The sequence below is a fragment of the Marinobacterium stanieri genome, assembly GCF_900155945.1.
GTDB classification, from domain to species: domain Bacteria; phylum Pseudomonadota; class Gammaproteobacteria; order Pseudomonadales; family Balneatricaceae; genus Marinobacterium; species Marinobacterium stanieri.
Genome location: NZ_FTMN01000007.1, coordinates 184780 through 209731, shown reverse-complemented (window position 1 = coordinate 209731; position 24952 = coordinate 184780). Strand labels below are relative to the sequence as shown.

At 55.8% G+C, this 24952-nt stretch carries 20 protein-coding genes; 14 read left to right on the top strand and 6 right to left on the bottom strand.

The annotated features are described in order from the left end of the window. Positions 1-32: 32 nt before the first annotated feature. Positions 33-1031, top strand: a complete 999-nt coding sequence (locus BW956_RS15740; RefSeq protein WP_076464049.1) for a cytochrome-c peroxidase — start codon at positions 33-35, stop codon at positions 1029-1031. Positions 1032-1090: 59 nt separating this feature from the next. Here the strand turns inward: BW956_RS15740 and rlmE are convergent, their stop codons facing one another. The 3 genes from rlmE to BW956_RS15725 form a co-directional block, all read right to left on the bottom strand. Beyond that, a complete protein-coding gene (gene rlmE / locus BW956_RS15735; RefSeq protein WP_076464046.1) occupies positions 1091-1711 on the bottom strand; it encodes a 23S rRNA (uridine(2552)-2'-O)-methyltransferase RlmE in 621 nt (206 codons plus the stop codon). A gap of 78 nt (positions 1712-1789) precedes the next feature. Next, positions 1790-3301 (bottom strand): ABC transporter substrate-binding protein, encoded by a 1512-nt coding sequence (locus tag BW956_RS15730; RefSeq protein WP_076464043.1) that lies wholly within the window; start codon positions 3299-3301, stop codon positions 1790-1792. Beyond that, positions 3285-4661: a GGDEF domain-containing protein gene (locus BW956_RS15725; protein WP_076464041.1), complete on the bottom strand. Its 1377-nt coding sequence runs from the start codon at positions 4659-4661 to the stop codon at positions 3285-3287. Before BW956_RS15725 ends, BW956_RS15730 begins: the two co-directional genes overlap by 17 nt. 373 nt (positions 4662-5034) lie before the next feature. Between BW956_RS15725 and BW956_RS15720 the strand changes: the two genes are divergently transcribed. Next, the gene (locus tag BW956_RS15720) at positions 5035-5763 is read left to right on the top strand and encodes a TrmH family RNA methyltransferase (RefSeq protein WP_076464038.1); all 729 of its coding nucleotides are present in this window, start codon (positions 5035-5037) and stop codon (positions 5761-5763) included. 50 nt (positions 5764-5813) lie between these two features. Here BW956_RS15720 and BW956_RS15715 read toward each other — a convergent pair whose 3' ends face one another. Together BW956_RS15715 and BW956_RS15710 are read right to left on the bottom strand one after the other, a co-directional pair. After that, on the bottom strand, positions 5814-7895 hold the full coding sequence (locus BW956_RS15715) for a TonB-dependent siderophore receptor (protein ID WP_076464035.1): 2082 nt from the start codon (positions 7893-7895) through the stop codon (positions 5814-5816). Positions 7896-7994: 99 nt separating this feature from the next. Beyond that, positions 7995-9011, bottom strand: a complete 1017-nt coding sequence (locus BW956_RS15710; protein ID WP_083703108.1) for an AraC family transcriptional regulator — start codon at positions 9009-9011, stop codon at positions 7995-7997. A gap of 23 nt (positions 9012-9034) precedes the next feature. On the opposite strand from BW956_RS15710, the gene BW956_RS15705 reads away from it, so the two are divergent. The 3 genes from BW956_RS15705 to BW956_RS15695 all read left to right on the top strand — a co-directional run bounded on the left by BW956_RS15705 (position 9035) and on the right by BW956_RS15695 (position 14413). Beyond that, on the top strand, positions 9035-9952 hold the full coding sequence (locus BW956_RS15705) for a DUF1853 family protein (protein WP_217695140.1): 918 nt from the start codon (positions 9035-9037) through the stop codon (positions 9950-9952). 136 nt (positions 9953-10088) lie between these two features. Further along, positions 10089-11234, top strand: coding sequence for an efflux RND transporter periplasmic adaptor subunit (locus BW956_RS15700; RefSeq protein WP_010322408.1), 1146 nt, complete (start codon positions 10089-10091; stop codon positions 11232-11234). After that, entirely contained in the window at positions 11231-14413 is a 3183-nt protein-coding gene (locus tag BW956_RS15695) for an efflux RND transporter permease subunit (protein WP_076464032.1), read from the top strand. The genes BW956_RS15700 and BW956_RS15695 overlap by 4 nt, the downstream gene beginning before the upstream one ends. A gap of 78 nt (positions 14414-14491) precedes the next feature. On the opposite strand, the gene BW956_RS15690 is transcribed toward BW956_RS15695, so the two are convergent. Next, a complete protein-coding gene (locus BW956_RS15690; RefSeq protein ID WP_076464030.1) occupies positions 14492-15115 on the bottom strand; it encodes a TetR family transcriptional regulator in 624 nt (207 codons plus the stop codon). Positions 15116-15335: 220 nt separating this feature from the next. Here BW956_RS15690 and BW956_RS15685 point away from each other — a divergent pair, with 220 nt between their 5' ends. The 9 genes from BW956_RS15685 (at position 15336) to BW956_RS15645 (ending at position 24895) form a co-directional block, all read left to right on the top strand. Continuing rightward, positions 15336-17495, top strand: coding sequence for a PepSY domain-containing protein (locus BW956_RS15685; protein WP_076464028.1), 2160 nt, complete (start codon positions 15336-15338; stop codon positions 17493-17495). 151 nt (positions 17496-17646) lie between these two features. Further along, positions 17647-18330 (top strand): lytic transglycosylase domain-containing protein, encoded by a 684-nt coding sequence (locus tag BW956_RS15680; RefSeq protein WP_076464218.1) that lies wholly within the window; start codon positions 17647-17649, stop codon positions 18328-18330. A gap of 96 nt (positions 18331-18426) precedes the next feature. Next, complete coding sequence (locus BW956_RS15675; protein WP_076464025.1) at positions 18427-18921, top strand: NUDIX domain-containing protein; 495 nt, start codon at positions 18427-18429, stop codon at positions 18919-18921. 173 nt (positions 18922-19094) lie between these two features. Next, positions 19095-19382, top strand: coding sequence for a DUF1330 domain-containing protein (locus tag BW956_RS15670; RefSeq protein ID WP_076464022.1), 288 nt, complete (start codon positions 19095-19097; stop codon positions 19380-19382). A 92-nt stretch (positions 19383-19474) separates the two neighbouring features. After that, the gene (locus BW956_RS15665; protein WP_076464019.1) at positions 19475-20254 is read left to right on the top strand and encodes an SDR family oxidoreductase; all 780 of its coding nucleotides are present in this window, start codon (positions 19475-19477) and stop codon (positions 20252-20254) included. Positions 20255-20439: 185 nt separating this feature from the next. Continuing rightward, positions 20440-21363 carry an AraC family transcriptional regulator gene (locus BW956_RS15660; RefSeq protein WP_076464016.1) on the top strand — a complete coding sequence of 308 codons (924 nt, stop codon included), beginning with the start codon at positions 20440-20442 and terminating at the stop codon, positions 21361-21363. A 170-nt stretch (positions 21364-21533) separates the two neighbouring features. Further along, complete coding sequence (locus tag BW956_RS15655) at positions 21534-22148, top strand: LysE family translocator (RefSeq protein WP_076464014.1); 615 nt, start codon at positions 21534-21536, stop codon at positions 22146-22148. A gap of 165 nt (positions 22149-22313) precedes the next feature. After that, on the top strand, positions 22314-24218 hold the full coding sequence (locus tag BW956_RS15650) for a bifunctional diguanylate cyclase/phosphodiesterase (RefSeq protein ID WP_076464012.1): 1905 nt from the start codon (positions 22314-22316) through the stop codon (positions 24216-24218). Between the two features lie 53 nt (positions 24219-24271). Next, on the top strand, positions 24272-24895 hold the full coding sequence (locus tag BW956_RS15645; protein ID WP_244894379.1) for a transglutaminase-like cysteine peptidase: 624 nt from the start codon (positions 24272-24274) through the stop codon (positions 24893-24895). The last annotated feature ends 57 nt before the right edge of the window (positions 24896-24952 follow it).

Below are 24952 nucleotides of genomic sequence, written 5' to 3'. Positions count from 1 at the left end.
TGCCAATACAGTGCAAAGGGGAGAGCACCGTTATGCGTATCAAGCATCACCTGCCAGTCGCGCTTTTGAGCGCAACCGCCGCAACCTTTTCCATCAACGTTCAAGCAGAAGAGCCTATTCAACCGATTCAGCCGGTCAAGGAGATCAACCTGGCGCTGGCCGAACTGGGTAAAAAGCTCTATTTCGATCCGCGCCTGTCCAAGTCCGGTTTTATTTCCTGCAACTCCTGCCACAACCTGAGCATGGGCGGTACGGATAACCTGAAAACCTCCATAGGTGACAAATGGCAGCAGGGGCCTATCAACTCGCCCACGGTGTTGAACTCAAGCCTGAACGTGGCGCAGTTCTGGGATGGTCGCGCGGCTGACCTTAAAGAGCAGGCGGGTGGGCCTATTGCCAACCCTGGTGAGATGGCGTCTTCACATACACTGGCCGTGGATGTGATCGCTTCTATTCCGGGGTATGTGCGTGAATTTACGCTGGTGTTTGGCGGCGAAGAGGTCAGCATTGACCGTATCACCGATGCCATTGCCGAGTTTGAAAAAACGCTGGTGACACCGAATTCCCGCTTCGACCAGTGGCTGCTGGGTGATGCCAATGCGATCAGTCAGTACGAGCAGGAAGGCTATGAGCTGTTCAAGAGCAGTGGCTGTGTGGCCTGCCATAATGGTGAGGCGGTAGGGGGCAACTCTTTCCAGAAAATGGGCCTGGTGGAGCCGTATCAGACCAATAACGAAGTGGAAGGGCGTGCGGCTGTGACCGGCAAGGATGCGGACCGTTTCACCTTCAAAGTGCCCACACTGCGTAACGTTGAGATGACCTATCCGTACTTCCATGACGGCGAGGCAGAAACACTCACCGAAGCGACCGATATCATGGGCCGCCTGCAGCTGGGCCGCAAGTTCTCGGATGACGAAAATGCCAAGATTGTGGCCTTCCTGAAAACCCTCACCGGTGATCAGCCTCAGTTCCTGATGCCGATTCTGCCGCCTTCAGTGGATGCGACACCCAGGCCGCAGCCTTTTGATTGAGTTAATTGCAGCTACCGGCCCCGCGCAAGCGGCGCCGGTTTGATGCGGGAGGAGGCTGATTAACCTTTGAAGCCGCGACCGACCACGTAGACTTCGCGCGAGCGTGCCCGTGAGGCTTCGGGTTTGCGAATCACGACGCTGTCAAAATGGTTGCGCACTTCCTTGACGAACTCTTCATAGCCCTCGCCCTGGAACGCCTTGGCGACGAAACTGCCCTTGGGTTTCAGCACCTGCTGGGCCATATCCAGCGCCAGTTCGATGAGGTAGATGGAGCCGGCCTGGTCGGCAGAGGCTACGCCGCTCAGGTTGGGGGCCATATCGGAAATCACCACGTCCACCGGCCGGTCGGCGATCACGCCCATGATCTCGTCAAATACGCTTTCTTCGGTGAAGTCACCCTGGATGAAGTCCACATCGGGCAGTGCATCCATGGGCAGGATATCCGACGCAATGACCTTGCCTTTCTCGCCCACCAGCTCGGATGCAATTTGTGACCAGCCGCCAGGTGCGGAACCCAGGTCGATCACCAGCATGCCGGGTTTGATCAGCTTGTCCTTCTCGTTCAGAGCCAGGAGTTTGTAGCTGGCGCGGGAGCGGTAGCCATCCTTCTGGGCCTGTTTAACGAAGGGGTCGTTGACATGCTCTTTGAGCCATCGGGCGCTGCTTTTGGAACGGGCCATAGTGTTTCGCAAACCATCATTGTGACTGAATCGCGTATTGTACGTGGCAGGGCGCCAGCCTGCCACCGGGTGCGCGGCTTACCGGGCTTTCGTCCAGTGCACATCTTCCAGTACGAAGGAGGGAATGGGTGTCTTGTTCCAGATACCGGCCAGGCGTTTGTCCATCAGGTTTTGCTCAGGCCGCATGAACAGGAAAACGTTTACGGCATCTTCCGTGATTTTGCGCTGGGCATCGCCAAGCAGGCGGTTCAGATCATCGTTGTTGCGTGCGTTCAGCACCTGCTCCCAGATCTGTTTGAAGTCCTGATTGTCGTAGTTGAAGTAGTAGTTGTCGCGGGCGTAGATATTCAGGTCCATGGGCTCAACATGCATGATCAGGGTGAGCTCGTAATCTTTTTGAGTAAAAACCTTGTCCAGCCAGGTCGGCCAGTCGACCTGTTCAAGCTCTACCTTGAACCCGACTCTCTCCAGGTCCTCGGCAATTATAAGGCCGCCATAGCGCCCGTAATCCGTGGGCGGGATGGTGAGCCTGACCGGTTTGCCCTCTGATACACCGCCTTCGGCCAACAGGATCCGTGCTTTTTCAGGGTTGTAGGGATAGCGGTCAACCAGATCGACATAGGCAGGGTGAGAGGGTGGAAAGTGGCTGCCGATCAAGTCGGGTTGAAACTGGGCTCCATAAAGCTGACTCACGCGTTTGCGGTCGATTGCATGGGAGAGGGCACGACGCACCTGCAGGTCATTGAAGGGCGGCTTGGCATTGTTGATGGCCAGAATCATCTTGCTCTGCAGTTTACGGGCATTCATGCGGTAGTCGGGGCGAATCACGAAGCGATTGCCCACCCGGGTAACACTCAGCAGCCCGTCCACCAGCCCTTCGGCCAGCGCATTTTCGGTGCCGACTGACGTCTTCATGAAGATGAAGCTGGCGCTGTCCAGGACCGGCTGTTTGCCCCAGTAGTCGGGGTTGCGCTCCAGGGTAACCGCGTTGCCCTTGTCCCAGTGGTCCAGCAGGTAGGGACCGGTGCCGACCGGGCGTTCGCCGTTGTTGGCTGCTGATTCGGGGTGGACCATCACAGCTGCCGGCAGAGACAGGGCAAAGGGCAGCATGGAATCCGGGCGGTACAGGTGAATAATGAGCGTGTAATCATCTTCCGCGGTAATACTGGCAACCTGCTCAAACCATTTGCGTTGCGGGTTCTGATTTTCCGCATTGAGAATACGCTGCAGCGAAAACGCGGCAACCTGAGCGTTAAAATCGGTGCCGTCGTGAAACATGACGCCTTTGTGCAGTTTGAAGGTGTAGGTCAGCCCATCCTCCGACAGGCTCCACTCCTTCGCCAGCCGTGGCTTGAGCAGCCCCTCACCATTTACGACTGTGAGCCCTTCAAAGATATTGCACCAGGTGATTTCGCCTGCCGATGCGGCTGCAGTACGGGTCGGGTCCAGTGATGGGGGCTCCAGTTGGATACCGAGTCGAACCTGTTCATTGGCCTGCAGAGGCAGTGAAAACAGGAGGAAAGCACACACCAGAAGGTGTTTAAGCGATCTGCTCAGTGATAATTTGAAGCTTTTATATGGCTTTTGCATACACGGTCTCCGCTGCTGCAACCACTTGGTTGCGCCCCTTGCGTTTGGCGGTGTAAAGCGCCTGGTCGGCCGCTACCAGAGCAGCGTCGAGTAGTGTTTCAATCTGCTGATCGCTTGCGTCACAGGTCATTTGGCTGTTGTCGATCAAGGCGATCCCGAAACTCATGGTCAGGTCGGTGTGGGTATCCGGTGTCAGGTGTTGCGAGCTGATCTGAAGGCGCAATTTGTCGAGAACGGCCTGACCATCTTCCAACGAGCTGATGGGCAGGATGATGGCGAATTCTTCGCCACCGAAGCGGGCGAGAACATCCGATTCCCTGAGCCCCTCGGACAGGTGTTTTGACAGATTAACGAGCACCTGGTCGCCTTCAGCATGGCCGTAGCGATCGTTGACCTGCTTGAAGTGGTCAATATCGCCAATGGCAACACAGAGCGACTGGGTGCACTGGCGCAGCAGGCGTCGGGCGGCGGCCTGGAAGTGGCGACGGTTGGCCAGTCCGGTTAAGGCATCGTGCTCGGCAAGATAGGTCATTTCCTGGTGTGCCTGCTGCATCTGCGCTTCGTGTGACTGAATGCGCTGCACGTAAGAACGAACTGTACTGGCAAGGCTGGCGATCTCATCCCCGCCACGGGCATCGAATTTGTCCACGTTCACAACAGGAGAGCTGACCAGACGCTGCAGACTCAGAATGCGGCGCACCACCCTCAGCTCAAAATACAGGCCGGCCAGCAGAGTGAAAATCAGTACCAGTACGCAAACGGCCAGCAGGTTCTGCTGCTGGCTTTGAATATCGCCGGCCAGGCGCTCGCTTTGGTTGGCTATCTGTTGGCGCATGGTGGCAGAAAAATATCCCGCCAGAATGGATAACTGTCCAGCCAGTTCCTGGTTGTTGTGCGACAGGGCCGAGATCTGACGCAGCAGGCCAACTGTTGTGCTGCCATCAATATGCTCCGAGACCAGCGCATTGAGCTCATCAATGTTGCTATTGAGATGGTCCTGAGTGGTCTTCATCTGGTTGATGAGTTCGGTGTTGAGGCTCAGGTTGGCCAGCTGCTGAGTCAGCCGGGAAACCCAGTTAAGGCGATCGGTGAGTTCAATCAGGGCGCGGCGGCGAACGCTGTGGGTGTCGGCAGATGCCAGGCGTGCTCCCAGGCTGCCTAGGGATTCGGACTGTTGTACCAGTCGAACGGAGATCATCAGGTTCTCCATTTCGCTGGTCGCCAGCGTTTGGGTCTGATCCTGCAGTTGCTCGAAGGAGCGGCTCATGGTCAGGGTGGCGCCAATAATCAACGCCAGGATCATCAAAGTGATGCCCAGTGTTTTGGCGGTGAGACCAAACCCCCTCTTGCGATGGATCATGGTCCGTCCGCGGAGGCTTTCTGTTGAGTGCCTGTATGTAGCACGGGAGCTGCTTTCATCATCGGTACAGTTTCGTCTGTATTTGCGTTGGGCCACAGCGGCCAGAACAAGCAGCGAAAGAGCCACAAAACAGCAGGCAGAGTTAAAACGGGTGTCTGACGCGGTCAGATCGCTTGGGTCTGGTGGGGGCAGACCTGGCGAGTCGAAAACAGCGTCGCTGCTTTACTACTAAATGGTCGCTACCTAAATTAGAGGCAGGCCTTAAACATGTCAACGGTCATCGTACACTGACTTTAGTGGCATGAGTCACTATACTGCGCCGTTTGCCTGGCTCCGGACCTTTCGGTGCCTTTTCTTGTAACGGGTGAGCTGGATGAAACTGGATCTGATCAAAAAGCTGCAGCAGAAAAAATTTCGCACTGAAACCGGGTACTGCCTGGTTGAAGGGGAGCACCTGGTACTTGAGCTACAAAAGGCTGCCGAGCAACAGCCAAGTCTTGCAGCGGCTGAGTTGTATCTGACAGAGCAGTATGCCGATTGGGAAACCAGTCTCAATGTTCATCCGGTTAACAGCAAGCAGATGTCAGCCATCAGTGCGACCAAAAGCCCTCAGGGCATTGTTGCGGTCGTGCCCATGTCTGCCATCCAGCCAAAGTCGACACAACAGGAAGTCGCGCTCTACTTCCATGAGATTCAGGACCCGGGCAACTTGGGTACTATCCTGCGAACGCTGGCCTGGTTTGGCGGCTATCGTTGCTTACTCAGCCCCGGCAGTGTTGATCCGTTCAACCCCAAGGTGATCCGTGCCAGTATGGGGGCGATTTTTCATGTCCCGATGGAGCTGGATGTAAGTCTGGATAGCCTGGCGGATCGATATGAGCACATCGGCTGCCTGGATATGCAGGGCGAGCCGCTGCATTCCAAAGCTTTCAAAGCATGTGATTGTTATCTGTTCGGAAATGAAGCGCGTGGGGTGCCTCGTGACCAGCTGGATCGCCTGGGTGCCAAGGCGTTCACCATTCCGGGGGCCGGTCTGATTGAATCACTGAACTTGGGTACGGCGGTTAGCCTGAGCGTTTACGAACGTCAGCGTCAGAGCTGAGAAAGGCAGTGGCCGTGCGGCCACTGCGGTGTTGAAGGGGTGAAGGGGGATCAGAAGCGGTAGCCGAAGCTCGCCTTGATACTGCGCTCGCCACCGAAATAGCAGAACTCCAGTGAGTTACAGGACGCCACGTATTCCTTGTCCAGCAGGTTGTTTACGTTCAGCTGAACATAGGCATCACCCGAGCCCATGCGGCCCAGTTCATAATGCAATGCCATATCCACCAGCGTGTAGCTTGGCAGGGTATGCGTATTGGCACGGTCAGCCTGAATATTCCGGTAATGACGCACGCCCAGAGATGAGGTCAGTGCGTTGAGGCGATAATCCAGCCAGAGATTGGCCTGATGTTTGGGCGAGTAGATTACGTCATTGCCCTGATTGCCGTCGTCGCTCTTGCTGTATTTGGCATCGGTGTAGCTGTAGCTGGCATTCAGTGCTACCGCCGGTGTCAGCTGTGTACGCGCTTCAAGCTCCAGGCCCTGTGACTCAATCTCGCCAATGGCGCGGTAAGGGTCGGTGGGCTGCTCCTTGGTGGCAATGTTGCTCTGGGTAATATGGAACAGAGCTGCGTTATAGCTGCTGTTGCTGCCGACCGGTTCGTATTTCAGACCCACCTCATACTGTTCACCTTCCATCGGTTGCAGCAGATCCCCGTTGGCATCGACAAAGCTGGTCGGAGTGAAACCGGTTGAGTAGCTGGCATAGGGCGCCAGTCCGTTATCCATCAGGTAAAGCGCTGCCAGGCGGCCACTGAACTGACCTTCATCCAGCTCGCTGGTGGTGCCGGTGCTCAGGCCCTTGTTGCGAATTTCCACCTGGTCATAACGACCGCCCACTGCAAAGCGCCACTTGCCCTGAGTGATCTGATCCTGCAGGTAGAAGCCGGTCTGTTTCAGGCGGTGCTCTTCCTCGGTGGCGGGCCACATCGAAGTGGGCTCTGTGCCATAGACCGGATCGAAGGGGTTAATGTTGGAGAAGGCGCCGGACGGCCAGCTCACTTCATTATTACGGTACTGGTAGTCCAGCCCCACCAGCAGACGGTGCTCGGTGTTGCCGTGGGCGAGGAAGCCTTCCAACTGGTTATCGATGGTCCAGGCTGACAGGTCTTCTTCACCGCCGGAGTAGTAGCGGGTGAGTTCATTTTCGTTGGCCCAGCCGTAGGCGTATACCTGCTGGTTTTCTACCTCAGAGCTCAGGTGGCGTGCTTTCTGGCGGAAGGTCCAGCGGTCATTGAAATGGTGCTCAAGGGCATAGCCAAACAGCTGCTGGGAACGGTCGAACTTGTCGTAATCGTCTTCGCCTTCAAAGAAATTGTTGCTGATGCGGCGACCGTTGTAATCCACGACCGTACCTTCATAGGGAAGGCCGGAATGGTAACCGCCCTCGGGCTCATCATGCAGGTAGGCCATGACATCCAGCGTGGTAGCATCCGACATCCGCCATGTCAGTGCGGCGTTGAGGGCTCGACGCTCCTCTTCCACGGGGCCAAACTGGGTGTCCTGTGCACTGACAATGCCGCCCAGACGGAACGCCAGTTCATCGTTTTCACTGACCGGGCCGGTGAGATCGAATGCCAGGCTGCGATGGGCGTTATTACCGGCACTGAGGCGTACTTCGCCACCGGAGGTGAACTCCGGCTTGCGGCTCTTCAGTGCAACCAGGCCACCGGGGGAGGCGCGGCCGTAGAGAACAGAAGCCGGACCGCGTACGACTTCAATGCTGTCCAGGAACCAGGGATCGATCACCGTGGCAGTGTAGGAGTTGGTATCCCCCATCAGCTTGAGGCCATCCAGGTAAGTGTTGCCAATGCTGCCATCGGAGAAGCCGCGCAGCACCAGGTAGTCATAGCGGTTGGATGCGCCGACCTGGTTGGTGAAAATGCCCGGCGTATAGTTGGCGGCACGCTGCACGCTCTGTGCACCACGGCGTTCAAACTCATCTCGGCTGATAACAGACACCGCCTGAGGCGTTTCGACCAAAGGGGTTTCCAGTTTGGTGGCACCCTCTGTGGCGGTGATGACCAGGGTGTCCTGCTCGGTGGTATCTGTCTCCGCGGCGTATGAAAGGCCGCTGAAGGCTGCACCTGCGGTGGCCAGCGTGATGGCTGCGGACAGCTTGCTGTATCTGAACATTCTAGTCTCTACTCAATTTGCGTTGACTGAAAATGAGAATGATTCCATTTAATGGTTATGCGCAGTTATGCAATATGACAAAATGGTTATGAGAACTGTTCAGGTTTGGCGCAGAAGGCTACCGGGCGAGTATCCGAACTGCCGCTTGAACGCAGTTGTAAAGTTGGAGGCGTGACGATAGCCGCAAATATAGGCGGTGTGCTCAATGGCATGACCACTGGCGAGCAGGGCGTGTGCCTTGGTTAAACGCTGGCGGCGGATAAAGTCGAACAGTGGCTCCCCGAACAGGTCGCGGAACTTGCTGCGCATACTACTGCCACTCATGGCGGTCTGTTGCGCCAGGGTTGCCAGTTCATAAGGTGCTTCGGGTGCCGCAATGATTTGCGCATGTAGTGCATGGAGTCGGGAAGACTCGGCCGGTGACAGCTTTTTGTTCACTGTCAGCGGTTGTTGCGCCTGCTGTTGCCCGTGCTGCCCCAAGAGTTGTAAGGCCAAACCTTCCAGAACAAGTCTGTCGGCAGTATCGAGCGAGGAGCGCGAGGGTTGCTCATTCAACTGCTGATGTAGCGCAGGTGAAAGCCGCCAGAGTTGAGGCGTATCGGATGCGGTTAGCTGTTCAAGCAGCTGGCTGAGGGGGGAGTTATCCGGGAGCCGCTGGGGGCAGGCCAGCGTGAGCGTGCGCAGATGTTGTTCGGCGCGGTGATATACAGTGACCGGCTGAGCCTGTTTTAAGCACAGGCTCAGCGCCATGCCCGGTTGCAGGGCAAAGGATTGGTGACCGACACTGAAATCGAGCTGCCCTTCGAGTACCGAGCAGATGAACAGATCCGAGGCTCCGGCAGAACGTGATTCATAGGGGCTCAACACCTGAACATCTGAGAGGGTAAGCTGAAAACCCGAGGCCAGGGACTGTTCGCGCACACGGCCTCGCAATACCGGGCGCGAGGCACTGTGACCCGCTTCTGGAAAGCAGTATCGAATATCGTATTTACGGCCCAGTGCATGAAAGTCACTGGCGGTAAAAGATGTATCAGCAGGTGTAGCAGCCGGGTTCACGTCCAGACTCCAGGTAAGGGCGATAGCACTTAAAAGTGAAATATTGTAAATGATAAACATTATCTTTTTAAGGGAGTGCGGTAATGACAGCCATAATGTCAGCTGACAATCAGAACATACTGACTGAGCTGCGAACGCCTCGCCTGCGTCATTTGGCCTGGCTCTGTCAGGCACCCCAGCTTTATGTGGGAGAACAAAGTTTCATGCCCCAAGACTGGCTGCCCAGTGGTTGGCACCAGACTTTACTGGCGTGGGAGCAGCAGCCCGATCAGGCCCCCAAACGCCTACAAACACCGGCTCCGCGACGCTTGGGGGCCTATTTTGAAATTCTCTACCAGGTTCTGATCGAAGACCTGCTGGGGTGGATTATCGAGGCTCAGAATCAACAGATCATCAAGGGTGGTCAAACATTGGGTGAGCTGGATTTTCTTGTGCGCAACCAGCACACCGGAGGCCTTGAGCATCATGAAATCGCGGTGAAGTTCTACCTTGGGTATCCCGGTCAGTCAGGGGAGGCGTCGCTCTGGTATGGGCCGAACAGCCGGGATCGGCTCGACATCAAGACAGATCGGCTGCTGACCCATCAATCAAACATGGCGCTGCGTCCGGAAGGGCAGCAGTTGTTGCAGCAATTGGGGCTGGATGAGCCGGTAACACCGAAAGTGTTCATGCCCGGTTACCTGTTCCAGCCTGAGGGGAATGCCTTGCCGCTGCCTGAGCAGGTCGATGCAGATCTTCATACCGGCCACTGGCGCCGGTTAAGCACTTTTTCGGTGGCAGGTGGGGTCTGGGTGCCGCTGCACAAGCCCGACTGGCTGGGACCTTATTGGCAGTCAGACTGTCCCGAGCCAAGTGCCGTAGAGGCCAGAGTCCGTGAGTGCACAGAGCAGGCCTGGCCCTGTCTTTTGGCGCGTCTGGAACAGACTGAGCTGGGGTGGCAGGAACGCGAGCGTTGCTTTTTAGTCCCCGATGTTTGGCCCGGAGCTGCTGTAAGATCCTGAGCGCCATTCCGGGCGCTGTCTTGGTGCTGTCATTGGGTGTTGACTAAAGTGGTAGGAAGCAAGTCTCTTTTGTTTACATTCATACATGTATGAATGTAAAATTTGACTTTATCTACCAACTCTCGGGATCCACGTAATGATGACATCCGTTTCCAGGTGGCGAGTCCTCCTGCTGGCCGGCGCAACGCTGTTGCTGAGCGCCTGTAGCGAAGAACAGAAGCAGGCCGAGGCCGGTGCACAGAGTATGCCGCCGGTAACGACTGAAGTAGCGACCATCCAGCGCCAGGATATTGCGCTGAATAAAGCCTATTCATCACTGCTGACCAGTGAACATGAAGTCACACTGGTGGCACGTGTAAATGGCACCTTGCAGACCCGTCAGTTTGAGCAGGGTGACCAGGTCAGCGAAGGCCAGCTGCTCTACACCATCGAGCCCGAGCAGTACGAGGCGATGGTGAAGCAGCACGAAGCCGATCTGCAAAGTGCCAAGGCTGAACTGGCACGTGCGGGCCGTGATGCCGAGCGTTACAAATCCCTGCTGGCGCGCAGCTCGGTCAGCCGCCAGCAATACGATCAGGCCCTGGCTGAACAGCAGGTTGCGCGAGCACGTGTGGCTCAGGCTGAAGCCGCCTTGGCCAGCGCCAATATCGATCTGGGCTATACCCGTGTGACTGCGCCGGTCTCCGGTCGTATCGGTCTGAGTCAGATCAATCTGGGTAACCTGGTTAACGCCGGTACTGAGCTGGTCACCATCACCCCGCTGGACCCTCTGGAAGTCCGTTTCCAGATGCCGCTCAAGGATGCGTTGGAACTGCGCAGCCAGCTGGAACTGGATGATCTCAACCAGATTCATGCCAGCCTGAGCGTGGCCGGTGGCAGTGGTCAGGCAGATACCGAGCTGCAGGGCACGCTGGACTTCCTGGGTGTTCGTGTTGATCAGAAAACCAGTACGGTTCAGGCGTCTGCAAGCTTTGCCAACCCGGGTGCCAAGGTGCTGCCCGGTCAGTTCGTGCGTGTCAGCATCGAAGGTCTCAAGCGCTACAACGTGCTGGCGGTGCCGGAGATTGCGGTTACCCAGGGCCTGATGGGGCCTCAGGTGTTCGTGGTTGATGATGAGAACAAGGCCCGTGCCCGCACCATTGAACTGGGTGAAATTGCCGGTGAAATGCAGATTGTTGTGAGCGGCCTGGAATCCGGCGACAAGGTGGTTGTGGGTGATCCGTCCGGTATCAAGCCGGGCACACCGATCAAAGCGGCGTCTGCCCAGGGTGACGATGCATGAACTTCGCCAATTTCTTTATAAAACGGCCGATCTTCGCCACCGTACTGGCGATCATCCTGACAGTGATCGGGGTGGTCAGCCTGCGCGTGTTGCCGATCGAGCAGTACCCGAGTGTGGTACCGCCCAGTGTGTCGGTGGAGGCTACCTTCCCCGGTGCTAACGCCGAAACGGTGGCGCAAACAGTCGCTGCGCCTCTGGCCGAGGCCATCAACGGTGTCGAGGACATGATCTACATGACCTCCACCAGTGCCGATAACGGTTTGATGTCGATGGAGGTGTCCTTCAACGTTGGCACCGATGGTGATATGAACACCGTAAACGTCAACAACCGTGTGCAGGGGGCCTTGTCCCAGTTGCCGGACTCGGTGCGGGCACAGGGCGTAAAGGTTGAGCAGCGCTCCAATTCCATCCTGTTGCTGCTGGCATTGATCTCGCCGGAAGGTGACTACGACAACGTCTACATGCAGAACTATGCGACCCTCAATATCCTCGACGAACTGCGCCAGATTCCGGGCGTGGGTGCTGCCGAGGTGCTGGGTGGTGGCGAGTTTGCCATGCGTGTCTGGATGGACCCGCAGAAACTGGCACAGTACGACCTGACACCGACTGAAGTGGCAGCGGCCATCCGTGCCCAGAACACCGAAGTACCGGCAGGTAACCTGGCAGGCACCCCGCAGAGTGAGCCGCGTGCCTACACTTACACCGTCAATGCGGGCGGGCGTCTGTCCAGTGCAGATGACTTCCGTAATATCTATCTGCGTACCAACGCGGATGGCTCGGCACTGCTGCTGAAAGATGTAGCACGAGTAGAACTGGGTGCGTCTTTCTACGGTGTAGAAGCACGCCTTGATAGCGCCACCATGGCACCGATTATCATCAACCAGCAGCCGGGTGCCAACGCGCTGGAAACGGCTGATGCGGTGAAGGCGAAGGTAGAAGAGCTGTCTCAGCGTTTCCCGCCGGGGCTGGAATATGTGGTGCCTTACGACACCACACTGTTTATCTCCGCTTCCGTGGATACGGTGATCCAAACCTTCATCGAAGCCTTTCTGATTGTGGGTGTCATCCTGTATGTCTTCCTGCAGAACTGGCGTTTTACCATCATCGCCATGTCGGTGGTGCCGGTATCGGTGGTGGCCACTTTTGCGGGTTTCTACCTGTTCGATTTCTCGCTGAACCTGCTGACGCTGTTCGCACTGGTGCTCTCGATAGGCATAGTGGTGGACGATGCCATCCTTGTGGTGGAGAACGTGGAGCGTGTGCTGGCGGAAGATGAAAACATCAGCGTGCGCGAGGCCACGGTACTGGCGATGAAAGAAGTGGGTGGGCCGGTTATTGCCACCTCGTTCATCATGGCGGCGGTATTTATTCCGGTCGCCTTCCTGGGCGGTTTTACCGGCCAGATCTACCAGCAGTTTGCATTGACGGTAGCCATTTCCGTTGGTTTCTCGGCCCTGATGGCGCTGACCTTCACGCCGGCTCTGTCTGCCGTGTTTATCAAGCACCACAAGCCGGGTGAGAAGGAAAGCGGCTTCATGCATGCCTTCCATGCCCCCCTGCGCTGGTTCGAGCGTGGCTTCAGTGCGGTGACCGCTCTGTTTACCCGCATCGTAACCTTCCTGGTACGACGCTGGGTGGTGGCGCTGGTGCTGACTGCCGGTTTCAGTTACGCCTCCTGGTGGATGTTTGCCAATACGCCCACCACGCTGGTGCCGCAAACCGACCAGGGCATTGTGCTGGTCAGTGTGCAGCTGCCGGATGCGGCGTCGCTGGATCGTACCAACGACTACATGGATAACGTCAGCAAGCAGATTCAGGAAATTCCGGGCGTTGATCACGTCGCAGCGGTGGCCGGTTACGACATCCTCACCAGTGCCGTCAACAGCGCGCGTGGCGTTATGTTTGTGAGCCTGGTGCCCTGGGAAGACCGAGACCTGAAGGTAGATCCGCTGATCGGCCAGATCATGCAGATCGGTGCCATGACGCCGGGCGGCAGTGCTATCGCCTTCAACATGCCGCCGATTATGGGGCTGTCTACCACCGGTGGCTTCACCGGCTATCTGCAGTCCTATGGCGGTGCATCACCTGAAGAGCTGTATCAGGCTTCGGTGAAAGTGATGCAGGCAGCGAACGAGCATCCGGCGCTGAACCGTGTGTTCACTACCTTCAACGTCAATGTACCGTCCTACCGGGCCGAAATTGATCGCCAGAAGGCGCTGAGCTACGGCGTGGCACTGGAAGATCTGAACGCGACGCTGTCCAACACTCTGGGTAATGGTTTCGTTAACTACTTCAGTTACCAGAACCGCAACTTCCAGGTATTCCTGCAGAACGAAGATGCCTACCGTCAGCAGCCGGACGACCTCAACACCATCTTTGTCCGCAGCGGCATTAGTGGTGAGCGTCTGCCCCTGTCTGAGCTGGTTACACTGGAGCGTCAGCTGGCACCCGCAGTGGTTTCCCGCTTCGGTGTCTACCTGGGTGCGCAGTTCCAGGGTGGACCGGCGACCGGTTACAGCTCCGGTCAGGCCGTGGCGGCAATGGAAGAAGTGGTCCAGGAAACTTTGGGTGACAACTGGGGTATGGGCTGGACCGGTACTGCCTATCAGGAAACCACCGTCGGCAACACAGCCGCACTGGCCGTGGGCTTCGGTATCCTGATGATGTTCCTGATCCTGGCGGCCCAGTATGAAAGCTGGTCGCTGCCGCTGGCGGTACTGACAGCAACGCCGTTTGCCTTCTTTGGTGCCGTGGGTGGCATCATGATGCGCAGTCTGGATGTCAGTGTGTATGTGGAGATCGGCTTGCTGGTGGTTGTGGGCCTGGCGGCGAAGAATGCGATCTTGATCGTCGAGTTTGCCGAGCTGCAACGTCGTGAGCTGGGTAAAAGTATTCAGGAAGCAGCGATTACAGCGGCGGAACTGCGATTCCGTCCCATCGTAATGACATCGCTGGCGTTTATCCTGGGTACCATCCCGCTGGCCTTGGCTACCGGTGCCAGTGATACCAGCAGTCACCACATCGGTACGGCGGTATCCGTGGGTATGGCGTCTGTTGCCATTATCGGTAGCTGCTTTGTACCGACGTTCTACGCAATGATCGCTTCGGTTTCGGAGTGGCTGCAGAGCAAACGCTCATCGTCTGACGAGCAGGGGAAGGTTGGAGACGTTACCAGCTAACCTATCCTGACAAGCTACATACTGAAAAGGGCGCCTCGGCGCCCTTTCTTGTGTTCGTTTATGTAGTTTAATGTGGAATCAGTCAGGACTTTCCGTGCCGCCCATCATGTTCAGCAGGGTGTCCAGCAATACGCGACCCTGCTGCGAGATGGAGTAGTCTTCCGGCTGGCGAATCCAGGTATGGAAAAGACCGGATAAAAGCGCATAGAGCATTTCGGTCGCGACATCAGCCGAGATGTTTTTCAGCTGCCCCTGGGCTTCTGCCATCTTGAAGTAGTGCTGCAGTACCCCGAAGATTTCTTCAGTGATTTCCCGCTCCATTTCCTGCGGGTCGATATCGCCGAAGAGTTCGCAACGGTAGGTGAGAATGGTGTGCACGCGGATTTTTTGCGGCGTTTCCAGCTGTTCAAGGCCATGGATGCAGGCTGCACGGATGGCTTCCAGTGGCGAAGCTTGCGGGCAGACCGTATCAACCTGGTCAAACAGATCCTGGAAGGGCAGGTGGACACGCTGTAGCATGGCCTTGACCAGGTCGGCCTTGTTCTTGAAATGCCAGTAAAGCGCACCCCGAGTCATGCCTGCGTGTCGTGCGACCTGTTCCAGAGAAGTACGGGCAACACCGTGCTCCAGAAACATCTCTTCTGCGGCATCAATGAGCGCCTCACGGGTGGCCGCAGCTTCAGCTTTGGTACGTCTTACCATCGCGTTAAAGCTCCAAATACGTGTACGGGAAATAGGGTTAAGTTTACCGTATCGGGGCCTGAAAAACATCTATACATCTCTGTTTGTATGTTTAATGGTGCCCACTCCCGGCCAGGTTATTTACATATCTTTACGCTAAATTAACCCTTGTTTAAGCATGGGAAAGTTAAAATTGAACAACTGCTGAATTAAGCCAATCAATTCTAAGGATGGTTGTTCCATGAGAGCTTACCTGTTGCAGGTGCATCGCTGGCTGGCGTTGTGCCTCACCCCTCTGTTTATCCTCATTACCTTGACCGGCATCGTGCTGGCATTCAAGCCGGTGGTCGAGGATCTGGCACCCTCTGCCTATCCAGGCGAGGTGGATGTTTCACAGCTGACACGACTGGTATCAACCGCATCCTCTGACGGCAATATCCGCTCTATCGAGCGCAGTGATGTTGATGGCCAGTGGCGTGCCCCTGGCATTGGCGAATACCGTTTGAGCGATTTTGAGCGAGTGGGGGATGCCGAGGATGCAACGGGCGCTTTCTTTGCCTGGGTGAAGGACTTCCACAAGGATCTGCTCGTTGATGCCGGCTGGCTGGTTGAGTGGGTCACCTATGCCATGCTGGCGATTATGGTGGCAGGTGTGTTCCTGGGCTGGCCCAAGTTCAGCCAGTCCCTGATCGGTTGGCACCAGTGGCTGGGTGTCTGGCTTCTCCCGCTGGCGCTGCTGCTGCCGCTGACGGCAATATTGATGACCTTGCATGTAGGGCGGCCAGACCTGGGGTTGCAACGCGGGGCTGGCGCGACGCATTTGGCGCAGGGTATTCAGCAGGCGTCAGAGCGCTATGATCTTACGAGTATTCAGAGTGCCAGCCGTTTCAAGGCGGGCTCCGTCCTGATTCAAACCTCGGACCAGACATTGGTTGTCAGTGGTGGGCAGGTCACCCCCATCGATGTTGAATCCAACTTGCCCAAGCAGCTCCATGAGGGTCTTTGGGCAGGCTGGTTCTCCGGTCTGTTTAACGTGCTTGCCGGCAGTCTGGTGCTGGGGCTTACCCTGACCGGCGCGATTAACTGGCTGCGCCGCCAGCGTCTGGCCCGCTCCAGCCAAGTCAGCGGAAATGCTGAAGTGCTGGTGCTCTTTGCCAGCCAGACCGGTACCGGGCAGGGGCTGGCAAATGCGACGGCAGGTGCGCTTGAGCAGGCCGGGATCCAGGTTGACCAGGGCGCACTGCCAGCGTTCAAGCCGGAAGACTGGCAGCGTTACCGCCAGGTGCTGGTGGTGTGCTCCACGACCGGTGAGGGACAGTTGCCGGACATGGCAAAAAGCTGGGTTAAGGCACTTAAAGGTGATCAACTCAAGGATGTCAGCTTCAGTCTGCTGGCATTGGGTGATCGTCGTTACAGACAATTCTGCGCCGGTGGCCATCAACTGCAGACAGCGCTGATGAACGCGGGTGCTGTTGAACAAATACCGCTGCATGAAGTGGATGGGGACCCCTCTGATGACTGGTCTGCCTGGATGCAACGGCTTGCCGAGCACAACGGCTGGTCCCTTCAGTCGCAAACCCTGGAGCGCCAGCGTCAGACATGTCAGGCGAAACTGGTTGAGCGTGTGCGCCTTGATGAGGCACTGGATGCCGATAGCCCCAGCAGCTATGGCCTGATACTGGAAGTGCCGGAGCAGACTCGCTTTGCACCGGGGGACCTGGTCCAGGTTCAGCCAGTACCCGGTGCCGAGCCTCGAACCTACTCGGTGGGTTCTTCATCAGATGTGAGCCCCGGGCGTATTCGCTTAACGGTCGGCCTGCTGCGCTATGAAAATGAGCAGGGAGAAGAGGTGCTGGGATTGGGCAGCAGCGAGCTTTGCCTGAACTGGCCGGTAGGTGAGTCGCGCGAGCTTGAACTGGTCTCACACCCCGGCTTCAACCCGCCCGAGGATAGTGAGCAGCCCTTGATCCTGGTCGCCACCGGCTGTGGTATCGCTCCCTTTATCGGCTTTCTTGAAGCACGGGCAGCGGCGGGGCGGAAAGGGCCGGTCTGGTTGCTGTTCGGCAACCGGTATCAGGAAGGTGATTTCCTCTACCGGGATCAGATTGAAGCTTTGGCACAACAGAATGTCATTACCGACCTGGATACGGTGTTTTCCCGAGACGGCGGTTCGCAACGCTATATTACCGAGCGTCTGCAGCAGCGCAGTGACCAGCTGATGGACTGGATAAACCGTGGTGCAGCCCTGTATATCTGCGGCCGCGCGTCTACCCTGGGGCGGGGCGTTGATGACCTCTTGCATGGATTGCTGCAGGCACGTGGCATGAATGCAGAAGAGGCCGCTCTGGAGTTGCAGCGCTGGGAGCAGTCCGGTGTGATGCACCGCGACCTGTTTGACTGACAGGCTGGTTTCACAGGGGGCAATTGGCCCCCTGATGTTGAACAGGATCAACCCAGATAGACAAAGCTGTTACAGATGGCAGCATTTCTTGTGACAGAGCACTAGAATGAAGCATTCAACGGTTTATGTTTGATTTGCTGCCATGTTTCCAATGTCCCGATTCTGTTTCACATTTCTGCTTTCAGGTGTATTGCTTGCGTCGCCACTGGCTCAGGCTGAGGTGCGCCGTATCGTGCACCCTGATGGCCGTGTGGAGTACACCAACATTGCCCCCCAGCAAAAAGCGGGCGTGGTAAGCACCTATTACAAATACCGCAAGGATAACGGGGTACTATCGTTTACGGATGAGAAGCCCAGCGGTGTGGAGTACGAAGTGGTGCGCTTCGACTGCTATGCCTGTCAGGTCAATTCAACCGTTAACTGGGAAACCACGCCGCTGTTTCTCGAACCCTATCGCAACCTCGTGAACCGTTTTGCCGATGCCCACGGGGTAGATCCTGCGCTGGTCCGGGCGATTATTCATGCCGAATCCGCCTTTAACCCTGCCGCCTTGTCACGGGTAGGGGCACAGGGCCTGATGCAGCTGATGCCGGGCACTGCAGGGGAGTTGGGCGTTACCAACCCGCTGGATGCCGAACAGAATATCTCCGGCGGGGTGCGTTATCTGGCCAAACTGCTGAAGCTCTACGATGGCAACACCCGACTTGCTACTGCGGCCTATAACGCCGGCCCCGGCGCTGTTGGCGAGTACTCTGGCGTACCGCCTTATGCTGAAACCCAAGCCTATGTGAAGCGTGTGGCCATTCTGCACCGCCGCTACCAAACCGTCGAATAGGTATCGGGCACTACGGGTTTACCCAATATCTGGTGGCTTCGGGCTCAATAAAACTGCTAATCTGAACGGACAGTTGTGTTGAGCAGGTGCCGGATCATGACAGGAATCGAGCCTCAAAAACGGAACGCGGTGCGGGGACTGATAATTCAGAATGATCAGGTTCTGCTGCTGAAAAAAGATGGCTATGAAACCGGTGGTGTGCGCTATGCCCTGCCCGGTGGTGGCCAGGATGCAGGTGAATCCCTGGCTGATGCGCTCAAACGCGAGTGTCAGGAGGAGATCGGTAGCAGTGCCGAGGTTGGCAACCTGGTGGCCGTGACTGATTTCATCAAGCAGCGTGCTACCGAACCGGTCACCTGGCGTCATGTGGTTGAATTCCTGTTTCTTTGCTCGCTCCCCGATGACTACCAGCCGAGAAATGGCCCTGCGCCCGATAAACACCAGGTGGATGTGGTGTGGATGCCGGTTGCCCGTCTAGGTGAGCTGCAACTGTTTCCCCAGTTTTTGAATACGCTGATTCCAGCCATTACAGGCGGTCAAACTCAGGATATTTATCAGGGACGTTTTGTCGATACGGGGTTTGAGGACTAGCTGCTGGTTTGAGCAAGCAGTGTTATTGCCGCGCTCTATCGATCCCACTTACTATCGCAAGATATCAACCTGCTTGCGTATTAAGTCAAATAGCTGCCTTCAGACTCTCTTAGTATGTGGTGACAGTCCTGCCGGAGCTTGCAGGTATTCGCAGCACAATAAGAGGAACAAAGATGGCCGCGTACGTTATTTTCGATATCGATATTTTCAACCTTGAGCGCTACCAGGAATTCATGATGAAGGCGAAGCCTGCGATTGAAGAGGCGGGTGGTAAATACCTGGCCCGTGGTGGTGAGCACAAGGTGCTGGAAGGTGACTGGGAACCGCGTCGCATTGTGTTGTTTGAGTTTCCCTCCATGGAAAAGGCTGAAGCATTTTACTACAGCGACCTGTATCAAAGCCTGAAATCGATTCGCGATGAGTGCAGTCACGGCCGTGTTGTTGTGGTGGAAGGGCTTTAAGTACGACAAAAACACTGTGAGTGAGGAGGTCGGCAGGGTGTTGCGCGCATCTCGGTCTTCTCATGCTCAAGCAGCATCAATAAGGTTTGGTTATGAATCTCAATATTAAAGGCCGTAAGGCGATAGTCTGTGGCGCATCCAAGGGGCTAGGGCGTGCCTGCGCATTGGCGCTGGCTGAAGAGGGCGTTGACCTGGTGATCAATGCCCGCAGCCCGGAAGCATTGGAAATTACGGCTAAGGAAATCAGCGAGCAAACCGGTGTCAGCGTTCAAGCGGTGGCGGCTGACATCACAACGGAGGTTGGTCGTGCCCAAGTACTGGCAGCCTGCCCAGATCCCGATATTCTGGTGACCAACGCCGGTGGTCCACCTCCCGGCGACTTCCGCGACTGGGATGAAAAATCCTGGCATGACGCTGTAGATGCCAACATGCTGACACCGATTTTCCTGATGCAGGCGGTGGTTGATGGCATGCTGGAACGTGGCTTTGGCCGCATCGTCAATATCACTTCTTCAGCGGTTAAAGCGCCTATCTCTATTCTGGGGCTGTCCAATGGTGCACGTACGGGCCTGACCGGTTTTGTCGCGGGCCTGTCCCGTGAAACCGTTGCTAAAAACGTGACGATCAACAACCTGTTGCCGGGCTCATTTGAAACTGATCGTTTGACCTCAACGGTCGAGTCCTATGCCAAAAAACTGGGTGTTACCGCTGACCAGGTACGCCAGCAGCAGATCGAAGCCAGCCCGGCCAAGCGTTTTGGTGATCCTGCCGAATTTGGTGCCATGTGTGCCTTTATCTGTGGTGCCCAGGCTGGCTTCATCACCGGCCAGAACCTGCTGCTGGATGGCGGTGCCTACCCGGGTACGTTCTAAAGATTCAGCTCCAAGTCGCTGTATCGCGGTTTCACTGCGCTTCAGGCAGAGGCGCAGTGAACTTGCTCCCGCTTTCACTCGTGTGATGCTTTTCTGACTCCCGCTGGTATAGCTATGCAAGGCTGCTGCCGGTGCGTATTCTCTTGGCTTGATCAGCCTCGATAAAACGGACACCGGTTGTTGTTATGGATAAAAAATACAAAGCACGAATTGAGCGGGTGCTGGCCTATATCGAAGAACGACTGCCGGAAAAGCTGTTACTGTCTGAAGTGGCCGCCGTGAGCCATTTTTCGGAGTATCACTTCCATCGTATTTTTACCGCCGTCCTGGGCGAAACTGTTAACGATTATATCGCCAGGCGCCGGCTGGAACGTGCTATTAACAGGTTGATTTTCAAACCTGATATTCCCATCACGCAAATCGCGCTGGATCACGGATACTCATCAAGTGCGAATTTCTCCAAGGCTGTCAGTCTGCATTTCGGATTCAGTCCCAGTGAAATACGTAATCCCGCCAAGATTAAAAATAGCAAGATTGGAAAACTGCAAAGCAAGTATGGAAAAGTCTTCAACCCCTTCGATTTATATCCTGATGCCATCACTGCTGAGGTGATAAAAAGCAAACCGCAAAAGGATGTAATCATGAATGTTGAAATCAAGGAATTGGCCGGGATGCCTGTCAGCACCCTGGTATCCGAAGGGGGATACACCCCTGAATCCATCTATGCGACCTGGGACAGGTTGATTGGTTGGGCTGAAAACAGTGGAATAGCAGCCTCCAAACAGACTCGCTTTGCGCTGGCGTACGATAACCCGACGGTTACACCAATCGACAAGTGCCGCTATACCGCTGCAATCGTCATTCCGGAGTCGGTGCCGGTTGCGGAGCCCTTTGTAAAGTCGGAGATCCCCGCCGGCAAATACGCGGTGCTGTATTTCAAAGGGACACCCGAAGAGACCTTGCAGGCTCAGCTTGGCCTTTATGCCGAGTGGTTTCCGGATAGCGGATTTGAGCCGGATAACTACCCGATGATGGAGCATTACCTGAATGATGCCCGTGTTGATGGGTACGTTGAGATGGAAATTTACGTCAAGTTGAAACCCCTGTAATGGTGTTCAGCCTGGAGTGATCATCTGGTCCTCACTTCAGGCTGTTTAAACCGGTCTCGACAAAGGCTTCTGTCCTGTGTCACAACTGAGTTATTGGAATCCGGCAGGGCTTACGTTACCGCACAGGCTGCAGGTATATCAGTGCAAGGCAATCAGGAGTAAAGACGTCCATGACTTCGTTTATCGCGTTTATCATTGCAGCAACACTCCTGACCCTGACACCAGGCGTGGATACGGCTATGGTACTGAGAGCGTCGCTTGGCAGTCATCGGCGTGTGGCATTCTGTGCCGCATCCGGTGTTGTTCTGGGCTGTTTGGCCTGGGGAGGCGCCGTATCCCTCGGTTTGGGGATTGTATTGCAGGCCTCGGAATGGCTATATCTAGCCGTTAAGTTGGCTGGTGCGGCTTACCTGATCTGGCTCGGTCTCGGCCTGCTGCTGCAGCCTCGTAAAAAGATTGATTCTGATGGCAGCCACCCCGGTTTGCAGCCTTGGGTGGCCTTCAGACAGGGTCTGGTAACCAACCTGCTCAACCCCAAAATCGGCATTTTCTATGTCTCGTTCTTACCCCAGTTCATTCCTTCTGAGATGAGTGTGTCGCTGTACTCGTTCTTTCTAGCAAGCGTTCACGCGGTACTCACGCTGTTGTGGTTTACTCTGTTAATCCTGATTGCCAGCAGGATCAGCCGATGGATGCAGAGCCCGCGGGTCATTTCGCGATTTGATCGTATCACCGGTGGCCTTTTCATCGGTTTTGGTGCCCGGCTGGCTTTGTCCCAGGGGTAAAACCTATCTGCTGTGTTATCGCAGAATGCTTGCTTTTACATTCGGAAACTCTGGACTAAGCTGAATCCGTTTCGCATTGCAAAATGTACGAAGACCAATCCTGCTGGCGAGCGTTTGGTCAGTGTCAGTTCCTGTGCGTGGGCTGCATGAAAAAGGAGTCTTTCGATGACGCTCTCAAAGCAGTTGATGTTGTTGATATCGGCCATGTTCCTGGCCATCTTCTCGATAAACTTCTACACCAGTCTGAATAACATCCGCGACTACCTTCAGGAAGAGTCCGAAGTACATGCTCAGGATACTGCGACGTCTCTCGGGCTCTCGCTTAGCCCCTATATTCTTGATCAAGACGACACCATCCTCTCAACAATGGTCAACTCCATCTTTGACCGTGGCTACTATCTTGAGATACGGCTGGAAAATATCGATGGTGAAGAACTGCTGAGCCGCACCAACCCCAAACGTTTCGAACAGGTGCCCGAGTGGTTTACCGAACTGTTCCCACTGACTACATCCACTGCCAAATCGGAAATTGATGCCGGTTGGGTGGTCGGCGGAACGGTCTACGTCACCACGCACCCGGGCCTTGGCTACCTGAAACTCTGGCAGCAGGCCCAGGATTCACTAATGTTTGCAGCCATCGTACTGGCTGTCTTTGTCATCCTGCTGTTCTGTATGCTGCTTCTGGTGCTGAGGCCGCTGAACAAAATCAACCAGCTGGCCCTGAGCATAGGCGAAGGCGACTTTGCCCGAATTGATTCACTGCCCTGGACCACCGAAATCCGGAATGTCGCCAAGTCGATGAACCTCATGTCCGGCAAGATCGAAAAGGTCATCACCAACCTGAATAACCGCCTCGAGGAGACCGGCAAACGGCTGCATGTAGACGAACTGACGGGTCTTGAAACCAAGGCAACATTTGAAACCGAGATGAAAGAGCGGTTCATGTCTCGCCAGCAGGGCTACCTGTTTATCCTGCGCATTGATGAACTGGGCAAGCTTGCGGCGACCCTGAGTGCTGACAAGGTTGATACGTTCATCAAATCTTTCGTCAACGAAACCCGTGCCGGGCTCAAGGATGAAGGGGTGGCCGGTGATTTCCTGTACCGCATCGTGGGTGCCGAATTCATTCTGATTGCCGACTGCCAGAACCAGGCCAGTGCCGAGTCACTGTGTAAGGCCATTTTAAAGCGGCTTGAAGCGCTTGGAGCTGAATACGATAAGGACAGCGTTGCGCACATCGGTGGCGTGGCGTTCGACCCTCAGGGTACCACCGCAGCGCTGATATCAGCGGCGACAGAAGCTTACGAAAAGGCACGCCTGATTGGCCAGAACAGCTTCGCCATCACCGAATACAGCGCCAATACGCGCAGCATGGATGAGTGGAAACAGCTTGTCGGCGATGTGGTTGATAACCAGAGGGTTGAGGTTAATTACGGCATGAGAGCCTACAACCTCGACGATGATCAGCTGGTTCTGGAAGAGGCCATGTCCAGGGTATTTGATGAGCAGGGCGAGGCGCTGCCTATTGGTACTTTCATTTCCGTAGCGGAAACGCTGGATCGGATCATCGAGTTCGATCTGGACATCGTGTCTCGGGTACTCGACTACATTTGCACTGAGCAGGTCAGCCATACTGTAGCCGTGAATATCTCGTTTACAGCCTTGGCCAGTAATGAATTCCGTGGTCAGTTGTACCCCTTGCTGGAAGCGGACCGAAGTACCACCGAGCACCTGACGTTCAGCATTACTGCCTATGGTGCTACCCGTGATCTGAAGGCGTTCAGCAGCTTCATCGACTTTGCGCATCGTCTGGGCGCCAAGGTAATGCTCAAACGCTTCGAGAGCCGCTTTATCCCGATGGATAACCTCAAGCAGTTCCGTCTCGACTATATCCGTCTGGCACGTATCTATACGGAGAACATTGGCAACGATCCCGAGAAGCGGCGTCTGGTTGAGGCCATGAAGGAGCTGGGCGAACTGCTCAATGTCGATATCCTCGCGGAGTCGGTCGAAACAGACAATGACCTTGAAGCCGTGCGCGAGATTGGACTGACAGCGGCCAGCCGATGAATACCTGCCATCGCCCCCAGCGGTCCGCATACAGACGCATACTCGGTGCGCTCTTGCTAAGCGCACTAATGCTCTTGCCTTCGCCATTCGTCTCAGCCAAGGGGCTGGTTGAGTTCAGCCCTGCACTGTTGGGACGTGTTGAATCCAAGTTCGGCAAGGAAGCCGTACTCCGGTTGCAGGCGTTGAAAAAGCTGGTCGAAAGCAACCAGGCTCTGTCTGAAAATGACAAGATCAAAATCGTGAATGACTTTTTCAATCGCGTGCCGTATTACACCGATTTACAGCATTGGAAGGTGAAGGATTACTGGGCCACGCCTTTCGAAAAACTGACTACCTATGGTGGCGACTGTGAAGACTACTCCATCGCCAAGTATTTCACCCTGCGTGAGTTGGGTGTTCCCGATGATCGTCTGCGCATCATGTACGTAAAAGCGATCAACTGGGGGGAAGCTCACATGGTGCTGACCTACTTTCCCAAGCCCCGTACAATCCCTCTCGTACTCGACAACCTCAACCCCAGAATTCTGCCTGCCAACCAGCGTAAAGACCTGATACCGGTTTACAGCTTCAACGGTGATGGCCTCTGGCTGGCCAAGGAGCGCGGCACAGGTAAGCGCGCCGGCAGCTCGTCAAAAATTGGCCTCTGGTCAGACCTGCAGCGCAGGGTTCAGCAGTAACAATCCATCTTATGGCAGGGCCCTGATGAGGGGAGCCATTATCTGTCAGTATTTTTG